This window comes from Pseudomonas sp. GW821-FHT09C08, assembly GCF_059418125.1.
Genome location: NZ_JBWKPG010000004.1, coordinates 114,859 through 134,795, shown reverse-complemented (window position 1 = coordinate 134,795; position 19,937 = coordinate 114,859). Strand labels below are relative to the sequence as shown.

Annotated in this window: 13 protein-coding genes; 4 read left to right on the top strand and 9 right to left on the bottom strand. The window is 61.5% G+C overall.

The window, feature by feature from the left end; translation table 11 throughout:
• Window positions 1–48 precede the first annotated feature (48 nt).
• Together aruF and AC07OJ_RS15225 are read right to left on the bottom strand one after the other, a co-directional pair.
• On the bottom strand, window positions 49–1,068 hold the full coding sequence (gene aruF / locus AC07OJ_RS15230; protein ID WP_003175655.1) for an arginine/ornithine succinyltransferase subunit alpha: 1,020 nt from the start codon (window positions 1,066–1,068) through the stop codon (window positions 49–51).
• Window positions 1,069–1,249: 181 nt separating this feature from the next.
• Window positions 1,250–2,470: an aspartate aminotransferase family protein gene (locus AC07OJ_RS15225; protein WP_106802838.1), complete on the bottom strand. Its 1,221-nt coding sequence runs from the start codon at window positions 2,468–2,470 to the stop codon at window positions 1,250–1,252.
• Window positions 2,471–2,773: 303 nt separating this feature from the next.
• On the opposite strand from AC07OJ_RS15225, the gene AC07OJ_RS15220 reads away from it, so the two are divergent.
• The gene (locus AC07OJ_RS15220; RefSeq protein ID WP_495094747.1) at window positions 2,774–8,707 is read left to right on the top strand and encodes a dermonecrotic toxin domain-containing protein; all 5,934 of its coding nucleotides are present in this window, start codon (window positions 2,774–2,776) and stop codon (window positions 8,705–8,707) included.
• Window positions 8,708–8,710: 3 nt separating this feature from the next.
• Here the strand turns inward: AC07OJ_RS15220 and argR are convergent, their stop codons facing one another.
• The 7 genes from argR to acs all read right to left on the bottom strand — a co-directional run bounded on the left by argR (window position 8,711) and on the right by acs (window position 16,835).
• Complete coding sequence (gene argR, locus AC07OJ_RS15215) at window positions 8,711–9,691, bottom strand: transcriptional regulator ArgR (RefSeq protein ID WP_065909207.1); 981 nt, start codon at window positions 9,689–9,691, stop codon at window positions 8,711–8,713.
• Window positions 9,692–9,938: 247 nt separating this feature from the next.
• Complete coding sequence (locus AC07OJ_RS15210; protein ID WP_010208310.1) at window positions 9,939–10,703, bottom strand: ABC transporter ATP-binding protein; 765 nt, start codon at window positions 10,701–10,703, stop codon at window positions 9,939–9,941.
• A gap of 27 nt (window positions 10,704–10,730) precedes the next feature.
• Window positions 10,731–11,843, bottom strand: coding sequence for a succinylglutamate desuccinylase/aspartoacylase family protein (locus AC07OJ_RS15205; RefSeq protein ID WP_120449580.1), 1,113 nt, complete (start codon window positions 11,841–11,843; stop codon window positions 10,731–10,733).
• A 1-nt stretch (window position 11,844) separates the two neighbouring features.
• On the bottom strand, window positions 11,845–12,543 hold the full coding sequence (locus AC07OJ_RS15200) for an ABC transporter permease (RefSeq protein ID WP_065909203.1): 699 nt from the start codon (window positions 12,541–12,543) through the stop codon (window positions 11,845–11,847).
• Window positions 12,540–13,229, bottom strand: a complete 690-nt coding sequence (locus tag AC07OJ_RS15195) for an ABC transporter permease (RefSeq protein ID WP_032886746.1) — start codon at window positions 13,227–13,229, stop codon at window positions 12,540–12,542. The genes AC07OJ_RS15200 and AC07OJ_RS15195 overlap by 4 nt, the downstream gene beginning before the upstream one ends.
• 91 nt (window positions 13,230–13,320) lie before the next feature.
• Window positions 13,321–14,106 (bottom strand): ABC transporter substrate-binding protein, encoded by a 786-nt coding sequence (locus tag AC07OJ_RS15190; protein WP_065909201.1) that lies wholly within the window; start codon window positions 14,104–14,106, stop codon window positions 13,321–13,323.
• A 773-nt stretch (window positions 14,107–14,879) separates the two neighbouring features.
• Window positions 14,880–16,835, bottom strand: a complete 1,956-nt coding sequence (gene acs / locus AC07OJ_RS15185; protein ID WP_120449584.1) for an acetate--CoA ligase — start codon at window positions 16,833–16,835, stop codon at window positions 14,880–14,882.
• Window positions 16,836–17,233: 398 nt separating this feature from the next.
• Here acs and AC07OJ_RS15180 point away from each other — a divergent pair, with 398 nt between their 5' ends.
• From AC07OJ_RS15180 to AC07OJ_RS15170, 3 genes are all read left to right on the top strand, one after another.
• Entirely contained in the window at window positions 17,234–17,503 is a 270-nt protein-coding gene (locus AC07OJ_RS15180) for a DUF2790 domain-containing protein (RefSeq protein WP_027607759.1), read from the top strand.
• A gap of 136 nt (window positions 17,504–17,639) precedes the next feature.
• Window positions 17,640–18,503, top strand: a complete 864-nt coding sequence (locus AC07OJ_RS15175) for a helix-turn-helix domain-containing protein (RefSeq protein WP_065909199.1) — start codon at window positions 17,640–17,642, stop codon at window positions 18,501–18,503.
• A gap of 131 nt (window positions 18,504–18,634) precedes the next feature.
• Window positions 18,635–19,903 carry a DUF1479 domain-containing protein gene (locus tag AC07OJ_RS15170; RefSeq protein ID WP_495094746.1) on the top strand — a complete coding sequence of 423 codons (1,269 nt, stop codon included), beginning with the start codon at window positions 18,635–18,637 and terminating at the stop codon, window positions 19,901–19,903.
• The last annotated feature ends 34 nt before the right edge of the window (window positions 19,904–19,937 follow it).

The following is a 19,937-nucleotide window of genomic DNA, read 5'->3' as shown; positions in this document are numbered from 1 at the left end:
CTATCTCCTCGAACGGGCCGCTGTTGTCAGCCACCCGCGAAACTCTATTTAAACCGCTACCAGGCGCACACTCGCGCCTTCGCCGACGCCCAGGGCTTCGGCCGCTGCCAGGTCCAGGGTCACCGGTTTGCCGGGCGCGTAGTCCAGCTCCAGCATCACCGCGCGGTAATCCTGCAATTGCGCGTTGCTCACCAGGTACTGGCGACCGACGCCCTTGACCATCTCACCGATCTTCACCGGCACCACGCGGCTCTGGGCAATCGAGCGAATCCCCGACACCCGCGCGTGCAGCGTCGGGCCGCCGTCGAAGATGTCGATGTAGTGGTCCGTCTCGAAGCCTTCGCGCATCAGGATGTCGAAGGTGATCTGCGCTCGCGGATGGACCTGGCCCATGGCTTCCTGGGCTTCGTCCGGCAACAGCGGCACATAGATCGGGTAATGCGGCATCAGCTCGGCGAGGAAGGTGCGGCTTTTCAGCCCGCACAGGCGCTCGGCGGCGGCGTAGTTGAGGTCGAAGAAGTTGCGGCCGATGGCGTCCCAGAACGGCGAATCACCGTTCTCGTCGCTGTAGCCGACAATCTCGGTCACCACCGAATCGGCAAAGCGCTCGGGGTGGCTGGCGACGAACAACAGGCGGCCACGGGAATTGAGTTCCGACCACGGCGAACCGACCAGTTCCGGCACCACGTAGAAACTGGTGAGCAGGCTGTTGCCAGTGAGGTCGTGGCATTGGGAAAGCACGTGGATCTTGTTGTGGATCTTCAACTCGCGGGAAGCGTGCACGAAGGTTTCGTTACGGAAGCTGTAGAACGGCTCCGAGTAACCGGCCGAGGCGACGATGGCCGAGCAGCCGGCGAGCTTGCCGGTCTCGGTGTCTTCGAGCACGAAGAAATAGCTTTCTTCACCGTTGAAACTCACCTCGGCAGCGAAGGACGCTTCGCTGGCGGCGATCTTGTCGCTGAGGCGTTCGACATCATCCGGCAAGGAGGTGACACCAATCGGGCTGTCCGCAGCCAGACGCTGTACCTCGCCCAGATCAGCCATTTGCGCGGGGCGCATCACCAGCATGGTGTCACTCCTTAACTCGAAAAACTCACAGGAAAAAATGCCAGGCACGGCCTTGAAACCAGTGAGGTCAAGTGTGGGAGCGGGCTTGCCCGCTCCCACATTGGATCTACACCGCTCCAATTAAGAGGCCCGGCACAAAATTTAGGTTCGATGCCCAATCGTTTGGGCACCGAACGGTCCATCAAGCGTGTGTCAGCGTCTTCACGGCACGTTCAAAACGGTCCAGGCCTTCCTGGATGTCCGCGTCTTCCACCACCAGGCTCGGGGCGAAACGCACCACGTCGGGGCCGGCTTGCAGGATCATCAGGTTTTCTTTCTCGGCGGCGTTGAACACGTCCTTGGCCTTGCCTTTGAAGGCATCGCTCAGCACACAACCGATCAGCAGGCCCATGCCGCGCACTTCGGTGAAGATGCCGTACTGCTTGCCGATCTGCTCCAGGCGCGCCTTGAACAGGTCGTGCTTGGCGTTGACACCGGCCAGCACCTCGGGCGTGTTGATCACATCGATCACCGCCTCGGCGACCGCGCAGGCCAGCGGGTTGCCGCCGTAGGTGGTGCCGTGGGTGCCGACCACCAGGTGCTTGGCGAGGTCTTCACGGGTGAGCATCGCCGCAATCGGGAAGCCGCCGCCCAGGCTCTTGGCGCTGGTGAGGATGTCCGGCACCACACCGTAGTGCTGGTAGGCGAACAGGTGGCCGCTGCGGCCCATGCCGGTTTGCACCTCGTCGAACACCAGCAGCGCGTTGTTGGCGTCGCACAACTCGCGGGCGCCTTGCAGGTAGGCCAGTTCGGCCGGCAGTACGCCGCCTTCGCCCTGGATCGGTTCCAGCACCACGGCGCAGGTCTTGTCCGAGACAGCGGCTTTCAGCGCGTCCAGGTCGTTGTAAGGTACGTGGGTGATGCCGGTGATTTTCGGACCGAACCCATCGGAATACTTCGACTGGCCACCGACGTTGACGGTAAACAGGGTACGGCCGTGGAAGCTGTTCAGTGCGGCGATGATCTCGTACTTCTCAGTGCCGAAACGGTCGAACGCGACGCGACGGGCCAGCTTGAAGGCGGCCTCGTTGGCTTCAGCGCCGGAGTTGCAGAAGAACACGCGCTCGGCAAAGGTGGCGTCGATCAGCTTGTGGGCCAGGCGCAGGGCCGGCTCGTTGGTGAAAACGTTGGAGACATGCCACAACTTGCTGGCCTGCTCGGTCAGTGCACCGACCAGCGCCGGGTGGGCGTGGCCCAATACGTTGACCGCGATGCCGCCGGCAAAATCGATCAGCTCGCGACCCGCCTGGTCCCAGACGCGGGAGCCTTCGCCACGCACGGGAATAAAGGCAGCAGGTGCATAGTTGGGAACCATGACCTGGTCGAAATCGGCACGTTGCACCGGGGCTTGCTCAACGGACATCGGAGTCTCCTGAAGAGGAACGCCTGCCTGGAACTGGCGGGCGATGCAGGGATTGTAAGGACAGTTTTCAGCGCGACCTTGTCGCCAAGCGACAACTTCTTATAGCGCCAACCCCGGTTTTACGCGGGTTTACGCCAATGCGACAAATAGCGTCGCAATGGCGCAGTTTAAACCGTGCACGCCCTCCGTGGGCAGGCTGATCGGTGGATGCGTGCAAATCCCTGCGGCGCTAACTGTCTACCACCCTGCCCACCCTGCCAGCTGTTTTGCTGCAACCTCCCAGCGATCGTCAAGGAACGACCCATGGCCGAACAGCCCAGCAGCACCGTACCGCATTACGAAATCCTCAAACATGCCCTGCCCGACTGGCTGGGCGCCGCCTCGGCCCTTAAACGCAATGCCCTGGCCCAGCCGGCGTTGATCCTCGCCGACGGCTTAAAAAATGCCAGTGAGCAACAGCACCAGGCACTTAAACGCCTCAACGGCCAGGCCTGGAGCGCACAAAACCGTGTGGACCAGGCCATGGAGCGCCTCAAAAGCCCCGAGGTTTTTGCCGCCGAAATCCTGCAAACGGCACTCAAGGATCAGTACGGCATTGAGCCAGACGTGCGCAACACCTACCTGCAGCTCTACATTCCCCTGACGCTCGCCGGGTTTACGCTCAAACCCGGGGCCGCGCGCACCTGGAGCGTGTCGCTGCTGGATGCCGCCCTGCATAACTTCGAAGAGTCCGAAACCGCGGTCGACGGCTATGACGCCAACTCCGGCTTCACCACGCGTCCTGGCGCTGGCGGGCAGTTCCAGCCACTGCCGGCCATCGGCGCGAAACTCTCGATTGCGCAGTTCACCACTCTCTGCAGGACATTGGACATCGGCGAGCGCTACCAGCGCTATCTCAGCGACTACCTCGGGCTGGACAACCCGGTAGCCCAGGCCAGCCTGCAGCACACGATCAAGCGCAGCCACCTGGCGAGCCTCGAACTGGCGCTGTACATGGCCGTGCTTAAACAAGACCTGCCCCAGGCCAGCCACGACACACTCATGGGCCTGCTGCAGGGCCAGCCGAGCAGTGCCAACGGCTGCAAGCCCCTGCTGTGTTACGAGTTGGTGATCATGTCGACGCGCCTCACCGGCATCGTGCTGTTTGCCGAAGACCTGGACGCCAGCAGGCAGGTGGTGCCGGTCATCGCCTGGATCCCGGACGACCCCGAACACCCGATCAAGCAGTACCCCAGCACCCGCGCCTTGATGCTCGCCCTCTGCGAAAAGCTGCGCACGCCCGACTACCAGCGCTTCTTCAGTCGTTTTATCGGCGCCGCAGACCTGAGCCTGTTTTTCGCCGACCTCAATCAGCGCCTCACCCAGGTGACCTGGCACGCCCATACCCCCGGCGACCCGCTGCCCAGCTGGCGCCAGACCCCGGTAGCCGGACCCAACCTGCAATTTCGCGCGGCAAAGATCGAGCGCGACCTGTTTGAACACCTCTACCAGATGAAACTCAGCAAACTGCTCGATGACGCCCGCAGCCGCGCCGTCTCCACCGCCAGCACCGACCGCAAAGCCCGCTGGGAACGCTGGGCCTTGATTGAAAAAGTCGGCAGCACGCTGTTGCAGATCATCGCCTTTATCGCCGTGCCGTTCGTGCCGCCACTGGGCGCGCTGATGCTCGGCTACACCGCCTACCAGGTGCTGGACGATGCCTTCGAAGGTGCCTTCGACTGGGTCGAAGGCCTGCAGCGCGAAGCCCTGGGGCATACCCTGGCGCTGGTTGAGCAACTGGTGCAACTGGGGATGTTTGCCATCGGCATACCCATTGCCCAGGACCTGCTGCGCGCCGCGCTACCTGCCGAGCTGAGCAGATTCTTCGAGCGCCTGAAACCCGTGACGCGGCCCGATGGCTCAGCGCGCCTGTGGCAGCCGGATCTTGCCCCCTATCGCAGGGCAATAAAACTGCCCAAGGGCGCGCGGCCCGATGAGCAGGGGCTGTATCAGCACCACGGCGAATCGATCCTGCGCCTGGGCGAGGAGCACTATGCAGTGCACCATGAGGCCGAATCTGCCCGCTACACCCTCAAGCACCCCGAGCGCGCCAGCGCCTACCGCCCACAGGTCATGACCAACGGCGAAGGCGCCTGGGTAACGGAGCTTGAACGCCCATTGAGCTGGGACAGCCCCACCCTGATGCGCCGCCTCGGCTACCGGACCGAAGGCCTCAGCGACAGCCGCCTGCAACAGGCGCGTCGGGTCAGCGACACCCACGACAACGGCTTGCGCCACCTGCACCTCAACCAGCAGCCGGCGCCCCCGCTGCTGGCCGACACCCTCAAGCGTTTCAGGATCGACCAGGACTTGCAGGATTTCATTACGCAGATGAACAGCGACGACCCGGCCATTTCTCACCAGGCCGACGCGCAAACCCAGTTGCAACTGCTGGTCAGCTATGGGTTATGGCCGCAGACCAAAACCCTGCGTTTCCTCGACGCCCAGGGCCACACACTTTGGGAATTCGCCAGGGCCGACGGGGCCAGCGTGGTGCAAGTCCACCAGGCCCAGATGAAAAACGGCGACCTGCTGCAGATCCTTCTGGAAAGCCTGGATGAACAGGAGCGCAAGACCCTGCTGGAAGAGCCTTTCGGCACACCGCCCGCCTCGGCGCAAACCCGGGCAAAGGTGTTACGCAAAAAGCTCGCGCGCCTGGCTTACGAAAAGCGCTTCTCGCTGTTCGATTCGCGCTATCGCGGTGAAGACCGCGCCCGCCATGCCCGCGTGCAAAAGATCCTCGACGCGGCGCCCGAGGCCGGGCTGCCTACCAGCGTCGGCGAAGAAATCCTTGCCAGTGCCAGTGGCGAGGAACTGCGGGCAATCGATGCCGGAACACTCCCCAAGCGCCTGCGCGACCTGGCGCATTGGGGCCAACAGGAAGTCAGGACCACCCGCGCGTATGAAGGTTTGTACCTGGAGACCGTCGAAAGCCCGGACACCGCCACGCTGGCCCTGCACTCACTGGAAAATCTACCGGGATGGCAGCCGGGCACGCGCCTTGAAGTACGCCAATACCGGATCGATGGCGCCTTGCTGGACGCCATCGGCCCGCCTGACGCGCAAATCAGCCGGACCTTGGTCGCCACGGCGGACGGCCAATACATCCCGTATGCGGACCAGACCGAACTGTTTGGCCAAAGCGACGTTTACACCGCGATTCTCCAGGCCCTGCCAGACAGCCGGCGCACTGCACTGAACCTCCATATCGGCCAAGGCGAGCGGCTCAAACAGACACTCGCCGAACATGCATTGGGGCGCGACGCCCTGCGTCGACTACTCGACACCGACCCCGCGCAAAAACCTGAATACGACCCAAAGTTCATGCGCCTGCGTGGCGGCGATGCGGGTTACCGCGCGGTCGCCCCTCTGGGGCTGGACGAAAACCGCGCGGTGTCCGCTGAAGAGCTTGCCCATGACCTGCTGCCGGCGCTGTCCACCGCGCAGATCCGCGAGCTGGTGCAAAGCCTCGAAAGCCAACCCGGTGGCGCGTTGGCCACCCTGCTTTCGCTGCAAACCGAATACCTGAGGATGGCCCACGACCTGGCGCGCTGGGTAGGAAGTACACCTCGTCTGCACCCACAGACCGGCGCCCCGCTGAGTGCCGAGGAGTACGACTACGCACGACGTGATCGCCGTCTGTGGGCCCACGAAATCCAGCGGGCCTGGCGCCGCGAAACCGAGATCGACGATCACTTCGAAACGCCCGCGCGCAATGGCCATCGGCTTAGCCTGCCGGTCCCGCTGCAGGGCCCGCTGCCGCAGCTGCGCGCGCGTTTCAGCCATGTTTCTCTGCTGGAGTTGCAAGGCAACCACAGCACGCAGCAGGTCGAAGGTTTTCTGCGTTTGTTCCCCAGGCTGCGTCACTTGACGATCCGCCACGTCGGGCTTGAGCAGCTTCCCGCCCCCGTGTTTTCGATGCCCCACTTGAACGAGCTGATCCTCAGCGACTGCCAGCTGACCCTGACCGCCGAACAGCAGACGGCACTCAGCGCCATGAGCCGCCTGGTTACGCTGGACCTGTACAAAAACCCCTTGAATCAGGTCCCCAGCGTCGAGCGCATGCCGGATCTGCGCTACCTGGACCTGAGCATGACCGGCATCAGCGCACTGCCGCGCGGCCTCCTCAACCGTCCGAGCCTGGAGCTGGCCCTGCTCTCGCAGAATCAGCTGCGCGAACTGCCAGACGCGCTGTTCAACCTGCCGGCCGCCAGCAGCGATAAATTCGACCTGTCTGCGAATCCGCTGACACAGGCATCGATGGAGCGCGTCAAAGCCTATTACCATCGCACTGGCAAACGCTGGGAAATCGACGCGCCCCTGGCCGACCTCGCGCTGGCTAAACAGCTCTACCCAAGCTTCAGCAACGACGAAATCAATCATTTCGTGTTTGCCCTGCCAGGTGACCTGGAGGCCGGCAGGCTCGCCTTGATGCGCTTCCAAATCGAGTACCAGGCCATTCGCACCGATATGACGCCCTGGGCAAACGACCCCCTGGCCAGTCATGCAGAACGCATCAACCGCGCGCGCTTCATCGAGGCCATTGAAGCGGGGTGGCGTCGGGAAGTGCCGCTGGATCCCCAGCATCACGGGATTGCCCCCGGTTATGCATTGACCCTCGCCATGCCCGTCAGCGGCACACTTGCAACGCTGCGCATCACACTTCCACATGTGACGGCGCTGGTGCTGGAGGGCAGTGGCGCGCCCCTGCAACCGGGGTCATTCCTGCAGGCATTTCCCGGCCTGAAACGCTTGACCCTCGATCGTTATGCGCTGGCAGAGTTTCCCCTCGGCATCGCGTCACTGCGCCAGCTCACCTACCTGCGCCTGCGCCGCAATGGCCTCCGCCTGTCACCCACCACCGCCAATGCACTGGCTGCGATGAGCCAGCTGGAATCCCTCGACTTGAGCCACAACCCACTCGGCGAGGTGCCGGATGTGCGCCGCTTGAACAGGCTCGGCCAGGTGTCGTTGAGCAACACGGGGTTGACCCACATCCCGGCTAGCCTGCTATCGCCCGCCACGCCGAGGACGGCTATCGACTTGAGCCACAACCAGATCACCCAAGTGCCGGCGCAGCTGTTCACCTTGCGCGCCGACCTGTCGGCCGCCTTCGACCTGTCCAATAACCCGTTGTCAGCCCAAACCCTGCAACAGGTCAAAATCCACTTCCAGAGCACCGATAACGCCTGGAAAATCAGCCCGCCCTACACCGTATTGCGTCAGCTCAAGACGCTTTACCCCAGCCTCACGGATACCGAGCTGGGGCGCATCTTCTTTCAACTGCCAGGCGATATCGACGCGGCGCTACCGGCCATGGCACGACTGAAGGCCGAATACCACCAGATGAGCACCCGGCTTCAGGAATGGGTGCTCAATGTCCCCGAGCGTGACCCGATTCTGGATACCGTGCTGGACATGGGCACCCGCGCCGAGGAGCAGTTGCGACGCGCCCACTTCAAGGACCTGCTGGAACGTTGCTGGCGCCGGGAAACCGAGCTGGACGAAGGCGGCGAGCTTCCGCCCCGACACAGCTACAAGCTGGTTTTTCATGCCCAGTTGCTGGGGGATCTGCCGCAACTGAATGCGCAGCTGCCTCACGTTACACTGCTGGAGCTGATCGGCGAGCGGTCCAACCAGAGCATTGACGAGCTGCTGAGGTGCCTGCCCAACCTCACGCACCTGACCGTCGAGCGTTATGCCCTGGGGGATATTCCCGAGCCCATCTTCAGCCTGCAGCACCTGCGCCAACTTTCGCTCTCCGACAACCGCATACAACTGACCCCTCGCAGCAAGGCGCTACTGGCGGGCATGGGGGGACTGGAGCATCTGGACATGAGCGATAACATGCTCGGCATGACGCCAGATGTGCGCAACCTGTCGCGCTTGAAGGCGCTCTACCTGCACAACTGCGGGCTGAGTGAAGTGCCCGAGAGCGTTTTCGGGCTGGGGCGCCTGCAAGCGCTCGACCTGAGCAGCAACCTGATCCAGCACCTGCCCAGTGACTTGCTGGAAATGCCCCTGCCACTCAACGACGACTCCGACCTGAGTGACAACCCGCTGTCGGCGCAGAGCCTTGCGTTGTTGCGCCGCTATTATCAACAGACGGGCTACGAACTGGGCGTGGAAGAAGCCATGGAGGACGAACAGGGGTTCCCGCTGGCGCCACCTGACACCCCGGTAGACATGGAGGAGTAACCCTCAGCCGCGTTCGGACGGTACCGACGACAGCTCGAACGGGCTGCTGCTGCGCCGCTGGTTGCGGTCTTCGCGCGGGGTGGCACCAAAGAAGTTGCGGTAGGCGCTGGAGAAGTGCGGCCCCGAGGAGAAGCCGCAGGACAGGCCGATCTGGATGATCGACTTGCTGGTTTGCATGAGCATCTGGCGCGCCTTGTTCAGGCGCAGCTCCAGGTAGTACTGGCTGGGAACGCGGTTGAGGTATTGCTTGAAGATCCTTTCGAGCTGTCGTCGCGACACGCACACGTGCTGGGCGATTTCGTCGGTGGTCAACGGCTCTTCGATGTTGGCCTCCATCAGCAACACCGCCTGGGTCAGCTTCGGATGGCTGGAACCCAGGCGGTTCTGCAGCGGAATACGCTGGCGCTCGCCGCCTTCGCGGATGCGCTCCACCACCAGTTCCTCGGAGACTGCACCGGCCAGTTCGGCGCCGTGGTCACGGGCCAGTACCGCCAGCAGCAGGTCGAGCACCGACATCCCACCGCAGGCGGTCAGGCGATCACGGTCCCAGTCGAACAGGTGGCTGGTAGCGATGACCTTGGGGAAGCGCTCGGCAAAATCGTCCTGCCAGCGCCAGTGCACGGCGGCGCGGTAGCCGTCGAGCAAGCCGAGCTGGGCCAACGGGTAAACGCCCGCCGACAGGCCACCGATCACACACCCGGCGCGCACCAGTTGCTTGAGCGCGGTGCTCAGTTGGGAGGCGATCACGGTCGGCGGCTCGTCCGCCAGCAGGAACAGCTTCTGGAAGCCTTCGAGCTTGCCCGCCCACGGCTCGCCCGGCAGCTGCCAGGCGCCATCGGTCGCAGGCTCGGCGAGCAGGAACGACAGCTCATACACCACATCCGGATGCACCCGCTGAGCAACGCGCAAGGCCTCCTCAGCCAGCGCAAGCGTCAGTGCTTTCGTGCTGGGCCAAATCAGGAAACCAATTCGATGGGCGGTCATGGAGGGCTATCCGAAGCGAGTAACAGTAATGAAGACAAGGGCCAATGCTAGCCCGGAAACCAACACAAATCTCAAAAGCGGGTGAAGATCTAAATGTGGGAGCGGGCTTGCTCGCGAATGCGGTGGGTCAGATACACATCTACTCACTGACCCACCGCTTTCGCGAGCAAGCCCGCTCCCACACTAGATGGGGACTCACTTAAGACTGCGAAGCATGCACTAAACCGGTGCACAAAAGCAGTCTTGACTATTTCAAGCTACCGGAGAGGAACTGCTGCAAACGCTCGGACTGCGGGTTCACCAGCACTTCGCGCGGGTTGCCGCGTTCTTCGACAATGCCTTTGTGCAAGAACACCAACTGGTTCGACACTTCACGGGCAAAGCCCATTTCGTGGGTTACCACCACCATGGTGCGGCCTTCCTGCGCCAGGTCCTGCATGACCTTGAGCACTTCGCCGACCAGCTCCGGGTCCAGCGCCGAGGTCGGCTCGTCGAACAGCATCACCTCAGGCTCCATCGCCAGGGCCCGGGCAATCGCCACGCGCTGCTGCTCGCCACCGGACATATGGCCGGGGAACGCATCCTTGCGATGGCCCACGCCGACCTTGGCCAGGTAGTGCTCGGCCTTTTCACGCGCTTCTTTCTTCGACACGCCCAGCACATGCACCGGCGCTTCCATTACGTTTTCAATCGCGGTCATGTGCGACCACAGGTTGAAATGCTGGAACACCATCGACAGGCGCGAGCGCATGCGCTGCAGCTGTTTAGGGTCGGCGGCCTTCATGGCGCCGTCCTTGTTGGCCACCAGTTTCAGCTCTTCGTTGTTGAGCAGAATCTTGCCGGCGTGGGGTTGCTCGAGCAGGTTGATGCAGCGCAAGAAGGTGCTTTTGCCCGAACCACTGGAGCCGATGATGCTGATCACATCACCGGCCGCGGCGGCCAGGGACACACCTTTGAGCACTTCATGACTGCCATAGCGTTTATGCAGGTCTTGGACTTCAAGTTTGTACATGCGGTCGGTTCTCACAAAAACAGGTGGTCAGTCGTTGAGCAAGCGCCCGTGACGCAGCGCTTCGCGCCCCGCCACCTTGGCCAGCCAGAAACCCGCTTGGGCATAACGTAGCCGTTCAACGGCAAACAGCACCCCCGAGGTGCCCGCGCAAAGCGTGCTCACGCGGTCTTCCAGAGGGTCAATCACTTCAAAAATCGGTTCGCCCTTCTCGACCCAGTCACCGGCCTTACGCAGGTAACTGATCACCCCGGCGTGGGGCGCGAAGAGCAATTCGGTGCCTTCAAAAGGCAGGCCTTCACACGGCTCGTACTGCGGCGCCGGCCATTCGCCCTTGATCAGGCCCTGCTCGGCCAGAAACGCGAGGATACCTTCGGCATGGAAGATCGCCTCGTCGCGGCCGGTGTCGGCCTGGCCGCCCAGCTCCAGGGTGGTCGCCAGGCATGCCAGCGGCACCTGGGCCTCGGGGAACGCCTGGGACAAGCGCAACCATGGCAATGAACAGGCTTCATCGAACGAGCTGCCGCCGGAGTCTTCCGCCAGCAGGCCGACTTTCACATTCAAGTGCGCCGACAATGAGCGCCACTGCGGCCAGTGCTGGGGCAGCGCGTACATATGCAACGCGGCCTCGGCATCGCAATGCAGGTCGAGGACGATGTCGGCAGTGCAGGCATGGCTCAGCAACAGGCGCTGCATGCCTTGCAACTGGCTGCTCGGCGCCGGCAGTGCGTTCAGCGTATCGGTCATGGCCTGGCGGATCATGCGCACGTTGGCGTGAGGATCATCACCCAACTTGCCCTGGAGCAACTCGGCCACCGGCGCGCTCAACTCGACGAAATCGCGGTTGAAGTTCTTGCCGCTGCCGATTTCGAATCGCCCCTGGTGACTGCCTTGCAGCAGTTGGCCCAGGCCCATCGGGTTGGCCACCGGCACCAGCTCGATCACACCATTGAGCGCGCCTTGCTGTTCCAGCTCGGCGAGGCGTTTCTTCAGCTCCCAGGCGGCGCGCATGCCGGGCAATTCGTCGGCGTGCAGGCTGGCCTGGATATAGGCCTTGCGCTCGCCTTTGCCGAATCGGAACACGCTCAACTGCCGCTCGCACCCCAGGTGACCCCAGGGCAGCCGGTGATCAATACGTTCCATATCAGTGCTTCCGTGGAGCCAGGTAGCTCAGCCAGCGGCGCTCGGCCAACTTGAACAGGCGCACCAGGATGAAGGTCAGGCACAGGTAGAACGCGCCGGCGGTGATATAGGCTTCAAACGGCAGGTAGAACTGGGCGTTCACTGTGCGTGCGGCACCGGTGATGTCGATCAGCGTGACAATGGACGCCAGGCTGGTGGTCTGCAGCATCATGATCACTTCGTTGCTGTACTGCGGCAGCGCGCGGCGCAGGGCCGACGGCAGCAGGATGCGGCGATACAGCTTGTAGCGCGACATGCCCATGGCCTTGGCCGCTTCGATCTCGCCATTGGGGGTAGCCTTGAGGCTGCCGGCAATGATTTCAGCGGTGTAGGCACTGGTGTTGATCGCAAAGGCCAGGCACGCACAGAACGTGGCGCTGGACAGCAGCGGCCACAGGAAGCTCTCGCGCACCGCATCGAACTGGGCCAGGCCGTAGTAGATCAGGAACAGCTGCACCAGCATCGGCGTGCCACGGATCACGTAGGTGTAGAGCCAGGCTGCGCCATTGACGATCGGCTGCTTGGACACGCGCATCAAGCCCAGGGGCAAGGCGGCAAGCAGGCCGAAGAACAGCGAAAAGGCCAGCAGTTTCAAGGTGGTCACCAAGCCGCCGAGGTACAGCGGCATGGCATCCCAGATGACGTTGTAGTCGAAGATCATAGATCAGCCGCCCTTACGCCTACCGAGTAGCGCTTCTCAAGATAACGCAAGGCCAGCAACGATACGCTGGTGATCACCAGGTACATCGCCGCCACTGCGAGGAAGAAGGTAAAAGGCTCGCGGGTGGCATCTGCCGCCTGCTTGGCCTTGAACATCATGTCTTGCAGGCCCACCACCGAAATCAGCGCGGTGGCCTTGGTCAGTACCAGCCAGTTGTTGGTGAACCCGGGGATCGCCAGCCGAATCATCTGCGGCACCATCACCCGGAAGAACACTTGGAAACTGCTCATGCCATACGCAAGGCCGGCTTCGGCCTGGCCCTTGGGAATGGCCATGAAGGCGCCCCGGAATGTCTCCGAGAGATAGGCGCCAAAGATGAAACCCAGGGTGCCAATACCGGCGGCCAAGGGGTTCAAGTCGATATAGTCGTCATAGCCGAGCATCGGCGCGACGCGGTTCAGCAGGTCCTGGCCGCCGTAGAAAATCAGCAGGATCAGCACCAGGTCGGGGATCCCGCGGATCACCGTGGAGTACAAGTCACCCAGCCAGGCCAACCAGCGCACCGGCGACAGGCGTAACGCGACCCCGATCAGACCCAGAACAATGGCCAAGGCCATGGACGACAAGGCGAGCTGAAGCGTCAACCATGCGCCATCGAGGATGACGGCCCCGTAGCCTTTCAACATGATTCAGGTCCTCGAAAAGGGGGATGAAAAAATGGCGCAAACCTCAGGAATTCTGTTGCTTGCGCCATTCTGGACAGACAGCTGCGACGAGTTACTTAGGGTCAGCGCCGTAAATATCGAAGTCGAAGTACTTGTCCTGGATTTTCTTGTACTCGCCGTTGGCACGGATCGCGGCAATGGCAGCGTTGATGCGGTCCAGGTTTTCCTTGTCGCCTTTACGGACGGCAATGCCGATGCCGTCGCCGAAGTATTTGGCGTCGGTGAACTGTGGGCCGACGAACGCGTAGCCTTTACCGGCTGGAGTCTTCAGGAAACCGTCCTGCAGCAGGGTAGCGTCAGCCACGGTGCCATCGAGGCGACCGGCTTCCACGTCCAGGTAGATTTCGTTCTGCGAGCTGTAAGGCACAACCGTGGCGCCTTTAGGGGCCAGGACTTCCTTGGCGAAGCGATCGTGGATCGAACCGCGCTGCACGCCGATTTTCTTGCCTTTCAATTCATCCAGGCTGTCGCTGACCTTGGTGCCTTCCTTCATCACCAGCTGCGCTGGGCTCAGGTAGTAACGGTTGGTGAAGTCCACGGACTTCTTGCGGTCTTCAGTGATGGACATCGACGACAGGATCGCGTCGATCTTGCGCACTTTGAGCGCAGGGATCAGGCCATCGAATTCCTGCTCGACCCACGTGCACTTGACGTCCATCTGCTTGCACAGGGCGTTGCCGATGTCGTAGTCAAAACCGACGATGCTGCCATCGGGAGCTTTGGAGGCAAACGGAGGGTAAGCCGCTTCGATGCCAATCTTCAGTGGCTTGCCTTCAGCGAAAGCCTGCATGGACAGCACGGACAGCGCCAGGGCGCCCAACAGCACGAGTTTCTTCATCTTGGGACTCCATCGGTATAGGGCAAAACAGCAGTATGAGCCATGGCCCACGATGCGACTTAAGGGAAACCGAATTGCGGTGCTGCGTCCTACGCAGGTGACGACCTGCGACGACGAGCGAGTGATCGGCATTCTAACGACAGGCCGGAAGCCGATATTTCCTCAATGCGACAACAATTTACAGAAGCACCGAGAAAGCCGTTCCAGCACATTGACAGCCTCTGAATTTTATGCAGAGACAAAAGATATTAAACCTGTTGATGCTGCAAATTGCGGGCCTATTATTCGCAAACCCTTCTAGCACGGCAAGTCTGGCGTTTAATCTTATTTCTCGGGGTGTCTAAAACGCGCTTTTTCGGGGCAATGTTGTAGCACTTTGCCTCAGGTTTGGGCGATGGGTTACACATTTAGGGCTCTCGGTAACATTCAGAAACGTCCTACGCACGAAGTCGATATTTATTGGCCTGCGCATAGATCGTTCCCACGCTCTGCGTGGGAATACACCCTGTGACGCTCTGCGTCACGCCTCAAGAGCAGACGCGGAGCGTCCAGGGCGGCATTCCCACGCGGAGCGTGGGAACGATCAGCACTCCCGGCATGAAATACATTCCAAATGTGGGAGCTGGCTTGCCTGCGATAGCGGCCTGTCATGACACACCCTCATCGCAGGCAAGCCAGCTCCCACAGTGATCCGGTTTCGCCAGTAATAGCCAGTCAACAAAAAAGCCCCATCCAGCTCACGCCAAATGGGGCCCTGTCCCACCTACCCCGCCTTACGCGACGTTCATGGTCTTGTGCGTCTCAATCAAATGCGCCACCACACCCGGGTCCGCCAGGGTGGAGATATCGCCCAGCCCGTCATACTCAGCCGTGGCAATCTTGCGCAGAATACGCCGCATGATCTTGCCCGAGCGTGTCTTCGGCAAGCCTGGCGCCCACTGGATCACGTCCGGCGAGGCGATCGGCCCGATCTCCTTGCGCACCCAGTTTTTCAGTTCCAGGCGCAGCGCTTCGTTCGGCTCCTCGCCGTTCTTCAGTGTCACGTAGACATAGATGCCCTGGCCCTTGATGTCATGCGGCACACCGACCACCGCCGCTTCGGCGACTTTCGGGTGGGCGACCATGGCGCTTTCAATCTCGGCGGTGCCCATGCGGTGGCCGGACACGTTCAACACGTCGTCCACGCGGCCGGTGATCCAGTAGTAGCCGTCCTCGTCACGACGCGCACCGTCACCGGTGAAGTACATGCCCCGGAAGGTCTTGAAGTAGGTGTCGACGAAACGGTCATGGTCGCCATACAGCGTGCGCGCCTGGCCCGGCCACGAATCGAGGATCACCAGGTTGCCTTCGGCAGCCCCCTCGATCAGGTTGCCGAGGTTATCCACCAGCGCCGGCACCACGCCAAAGAACGGGCGTGCCGCCGAACCCGGCTTGAGCGCATGGGCACCCGGCAGCGGGCTCATCATGTTGCCGCCGGTTTCGGTCTGCCACCAGGTGTCGACAATCGGGCAACGCGATTGGCCGACGTTCTTGTAGTACCAATCCCAGGCTTCCGGGTTGATCGGCTCGCCCACCGAACCGAGCAGGCGCAGGCTGCTGCCATCGGCACCTTCGCAGGCGGCGGTGCCCGAGGCCATCATCGCGCGGATCGCGGTCGGTGCGGTGTAGAGGATATTGACCTTGTGCTTGTCGACGATCTTCGCCACCCGCGTGATGTCCGGGTAGTTCGGCACGCCTTCGAACAGCAAGGTGGTGGCGCCGTTGGCCAGCGGGCCATAGACGATATAGGTGTGGCCGGTGACCCAGCCGACGTCGGCGGTGCACCAGTAGATTTCACCCGGGCGGTAGTCGAACACGCGCTCATGGGTCAGGGCCGCGTACAACAGGTAGCCGCCGGTGGTGTGCTGCACGCCCTTGGGCTTGCCGGTGGAACCGGAGGTGTAGAGGATAAACAGCGCTTCTTCGGCGCCCATCTCTTTTGGCGCACACACGGTGCCCGCCACTTTCATCAGGTCTTCGTACCAGATGTCGCGATGCTGGTTCCACTTGATGTTGCCATTGGTGCGCTTGCACACAATGACTTTCTGGATGCTGCTGGTTTCCGGGTTGGTCAGGGCGTCGTCGACGTTGGCCTTCAACGGAATTTTCTTACCGGCGCGGATGCCTTCGTCGGCAGTGATCACTACCTTCGACTTACAGTCGATGATGCGACCGGCCAGGGCTTCCGGGGAAAAACCGCCAAACACCACCGAGTGAATCGCGCCGATGCGGGTACACGCCAGCATGGCGACCACGGCTTCGGGGATCATCGGCATATAGATAGTCACCACGTCGCCGCGGTGTACGTCCTGGCCACGCAGGGCGTTGGCGAACTTGCAGACTTGTTCATGCAGCTCGCGGTAGGTGATGGTGCGGCTCTCGGCAGGGTCATCGCCCTCCCAGATGATCGCCGCCTGGTCACCGCGCTCGGCGAGGTGACGGTCCAGGCAGTTGTAGGAAACGTTCAGGGTGCCATCGGCGAACCACTTGATGTCGACATGATGATCGTCGAACGAGGTCTGCTTCACCGTGGTGAAAGGCTTGATCCAGTCGAGGCGCTTGGCTTGCTCGCGCCAGAAGCCATCGGGGTTGACCACCGACTGCTGGTACATGGCCTTGTAGGTCGCCTCGTCGGTCAGCGTGTTGGCTGCTACTTCGGGGCGAACGGGGTACAGGGAAGCCGCACTCATCTTTCTTACCTCGGTGACATAGTTGTTGTTGTATGGCCCCTGTTGTAGCCGGGGCTGCCCCATAGAACCATTCGACGATGGTAGTAACAAGCCCCTACAAATTGCCCTGCTATCCCCGTTTGCCGCTCTGGCCCGTGGCCTGCGGGGCTTTGCAGCTGTATGAAAAAACCTTTACCACACGATTGTTACAAAAACCGCCAATAGTGTTTATCAAAAGTACGGGTATATGAATATAACGCGCAGGCCTAAAATCAACTCCGCCAACACGGCACTGTGATTAACACCGTAACAGCCCCCACGAAGGCAACGTTAATCCGAACTTCCCAACTCTTAAGTTACACACGTGGCCTCACAAGGGCCCCGTGACCCCATTCGACCTAAAGAAGGTAAATACAGTAATGAAAGCTCTCGTAGTTATGGCCCTCAGCAGCTTGTGCGCCACCGCCGCCCTGGCCGATGAGGCCCCGACCGAGCTGGCCGGCCAGAACGCCCCGATTGTCGAAGACTACACCTATAGCACCAAGCTGGATGTGGCCAAAGTATTGTCCATGAGCACAATCCCGGAAGTTTGCGAAGTTGTGCCGGTCAAGATGGAATATGAAGACTCACAAGGTCAGCGTCATATTCTTAACTACCATGTAATGGGCAATGGCTGTTCGAACGGATAACAACTTAGTTAGTGTTATCTGCGCGTGATCTTATTTGCCGCAAGAAATCGTTCTTGCGGCGAGGCCCCCTCCCCTCGCTTGAATCGAATGCTACGATTGTGGCGTCGCCGCCTTCCCTGTACGGCAGGATGCATTCATGCGAGCCAGTTTCGAGAAGATCCCCACCGAGGCCAATACCTCCTGGACCCTGCTGAACCGCAGGCTGCCGGAGGCGATCCCGTTTGAGTGGCATCACCATCCCGAATACGAACTGACCCTCACCCTCAATAGCCGCGGGCATCGCTATATCAGCAACGATGTGGCGCTCTACGACGACGGCGATCTGGTTCTGGTGGGTCCGAACGTGCCACACAGCTGGTCGTCCGCCGAACGCATTGACCCGACCCAACCACACGTCGCCCTGGTCATCTGGTTTTCCGAAGCCTGGGCGGAATCGCTGGTGCGCCTGTTTCCCGAAATGGCCCCGACCCGCGCGTTGCTGGCCGCAGCCCAGCAGGCGCTGAGTTTCAGTGACAGCACCTCAAGGGTCCTGCGCCCAGTGATCGAAGCCATGGTCGAGCAGGATGCATCGCAGCGGCTGATCTCTTTGCTGACCGTGCTCAACCTGTTGTCGCGAGACGTCGCCGCGCAGCGTATTGCGGTGGAAAACGCCGCGCCTCAGGTAATCGAAGACCCGCGCATACGTCGCGTGCTGGATTATCTGCATGCCCACTACGCCCAGCCCGTGGGCATTCCGCAATTGGCGCAGATGGCATGCGTCAGCGTGTCGGCCCTCCATCGCATGTTTCGCAAACACACACGCTGCACGGCGTTGGACTACATCGTGCGCCTGCGCATCGGACATGCCTGTGCACTGCTGATGCAGGGCAACCTGGCGGTCAGTGCCATCGCCGAGCAGGTCGGCTATGTCTCCCAGGCGTTGTTCAATCGCCAGTTCAAAGCGCTAAAAGGCCTCACGCCTTCGCAATTTCGCGCGCAGCACGGGCATCACTTCCAGTAACCAAGCCGATTCTTCCATTCTCGATGCAACAAACGCCACAATCGTACTGCTCAACGCGTCTAACCGGACTGCTGCCCAGGCAGCCCCGGTGATTCCATACCTGTATGCATAACAACAATACAGGTCACCCCATGAGTAATTATCACGCCTTCGAAAGTGCCGAGCTGCCGGACGACTACCGGCGCAACATCGTCAACATGAAGAAAACCCTGCGCGCGCAGATCGGCGATGTGAACGCTTTGTTTGCTGAGGTCAGCGCGTTCATTGCCGATGAAATCGCCTCGATCAAAGCCCAGCAGGCGCTGAGCGGTTCGGCTTGGCCGGAACTGGATTTCGACACGATCGCCAACGGCCAGGTGACGGACGCGCAACGCGCCCTGATCAAGCGCAGGGGCTGCCTGGTGATCCGCAATCACTTCGCGCGTGAGCAAGTGCTGGGGTGGGACAAGAGCCTGCTGGACTACCTCGACAACAACCATTTCGACACGGTGTATCGCGGCCCGGCTGACAGCTTTTTCGGCAACCTCGACGCCTCCCGCCCGGAGATATTTCCGATCTACTGGTCAGACGCCCAGATGCAAGTGCGTCAGCACCCGCGCATGGGCGCTGCGCAATCCTTCCTCAACCGGTTGTGGACCACCCATTCCCAAGGCCAGCAATGGTTCGACCCGGACATCAACGCGCTGTACCCGGACCGCGTCCGCCGGCGCCCACCGGGCACCACATCCAAAGGCCTTGGCCCGCATACCGACTCCGGGGCGCTGGAACGCTGGCTGCATCCGGCCTACCTGAAGGTCTTCGACAAGATCTACCGCAATGACTTCCCGGCGTACGACCCATGGGATGCCGCGCATCGCACCGAGGTCGACGAATATGCCTACAAGGACACGGTGAAATGCTCGGCCTTCCGCACCTTCCAGGGCTGGACGGCACTGTGCGATATGCGTGCCGACCAGGGTGTGCTGCATACGCTGCCGATCCCCAAGGCCATGGCTTATATGCTGCTGCGCCCGCTGCTGGATGACGTGCCCGAGGATGAATTGTGCGGCGTGGCGCCCGGCAAAGTGCTGCCCATCTCAGAGAAATGGCACCCGTTGCTGGTACAGGGCATGACACCCATTCCGGACGTGCACGCCGGCGACTCGGTGTGGTGGCACTGCGACGTAATCCACAGCGTCGCCCCGGTGGAAAACCAGCAGGGCTGGGGCAATGTGATGTACGTCCCCGCCGCGCCCATGTGTCCGAAAAATCTGCGTTACGCCAAGGACGTGTTCAGGGCATTCGAGCAAGGTGTCTCGCCGGACGACTTCCCCCGGGAAGACTACGAGCAACAGTGGCAAGACCGCTTCACCCCTCGACAACTCAACAGCCTGGGCCGCAAAGGCCTGGGATTGGAATAAACACCGCTGTCCATAACAACAAAAAAAGGTATCC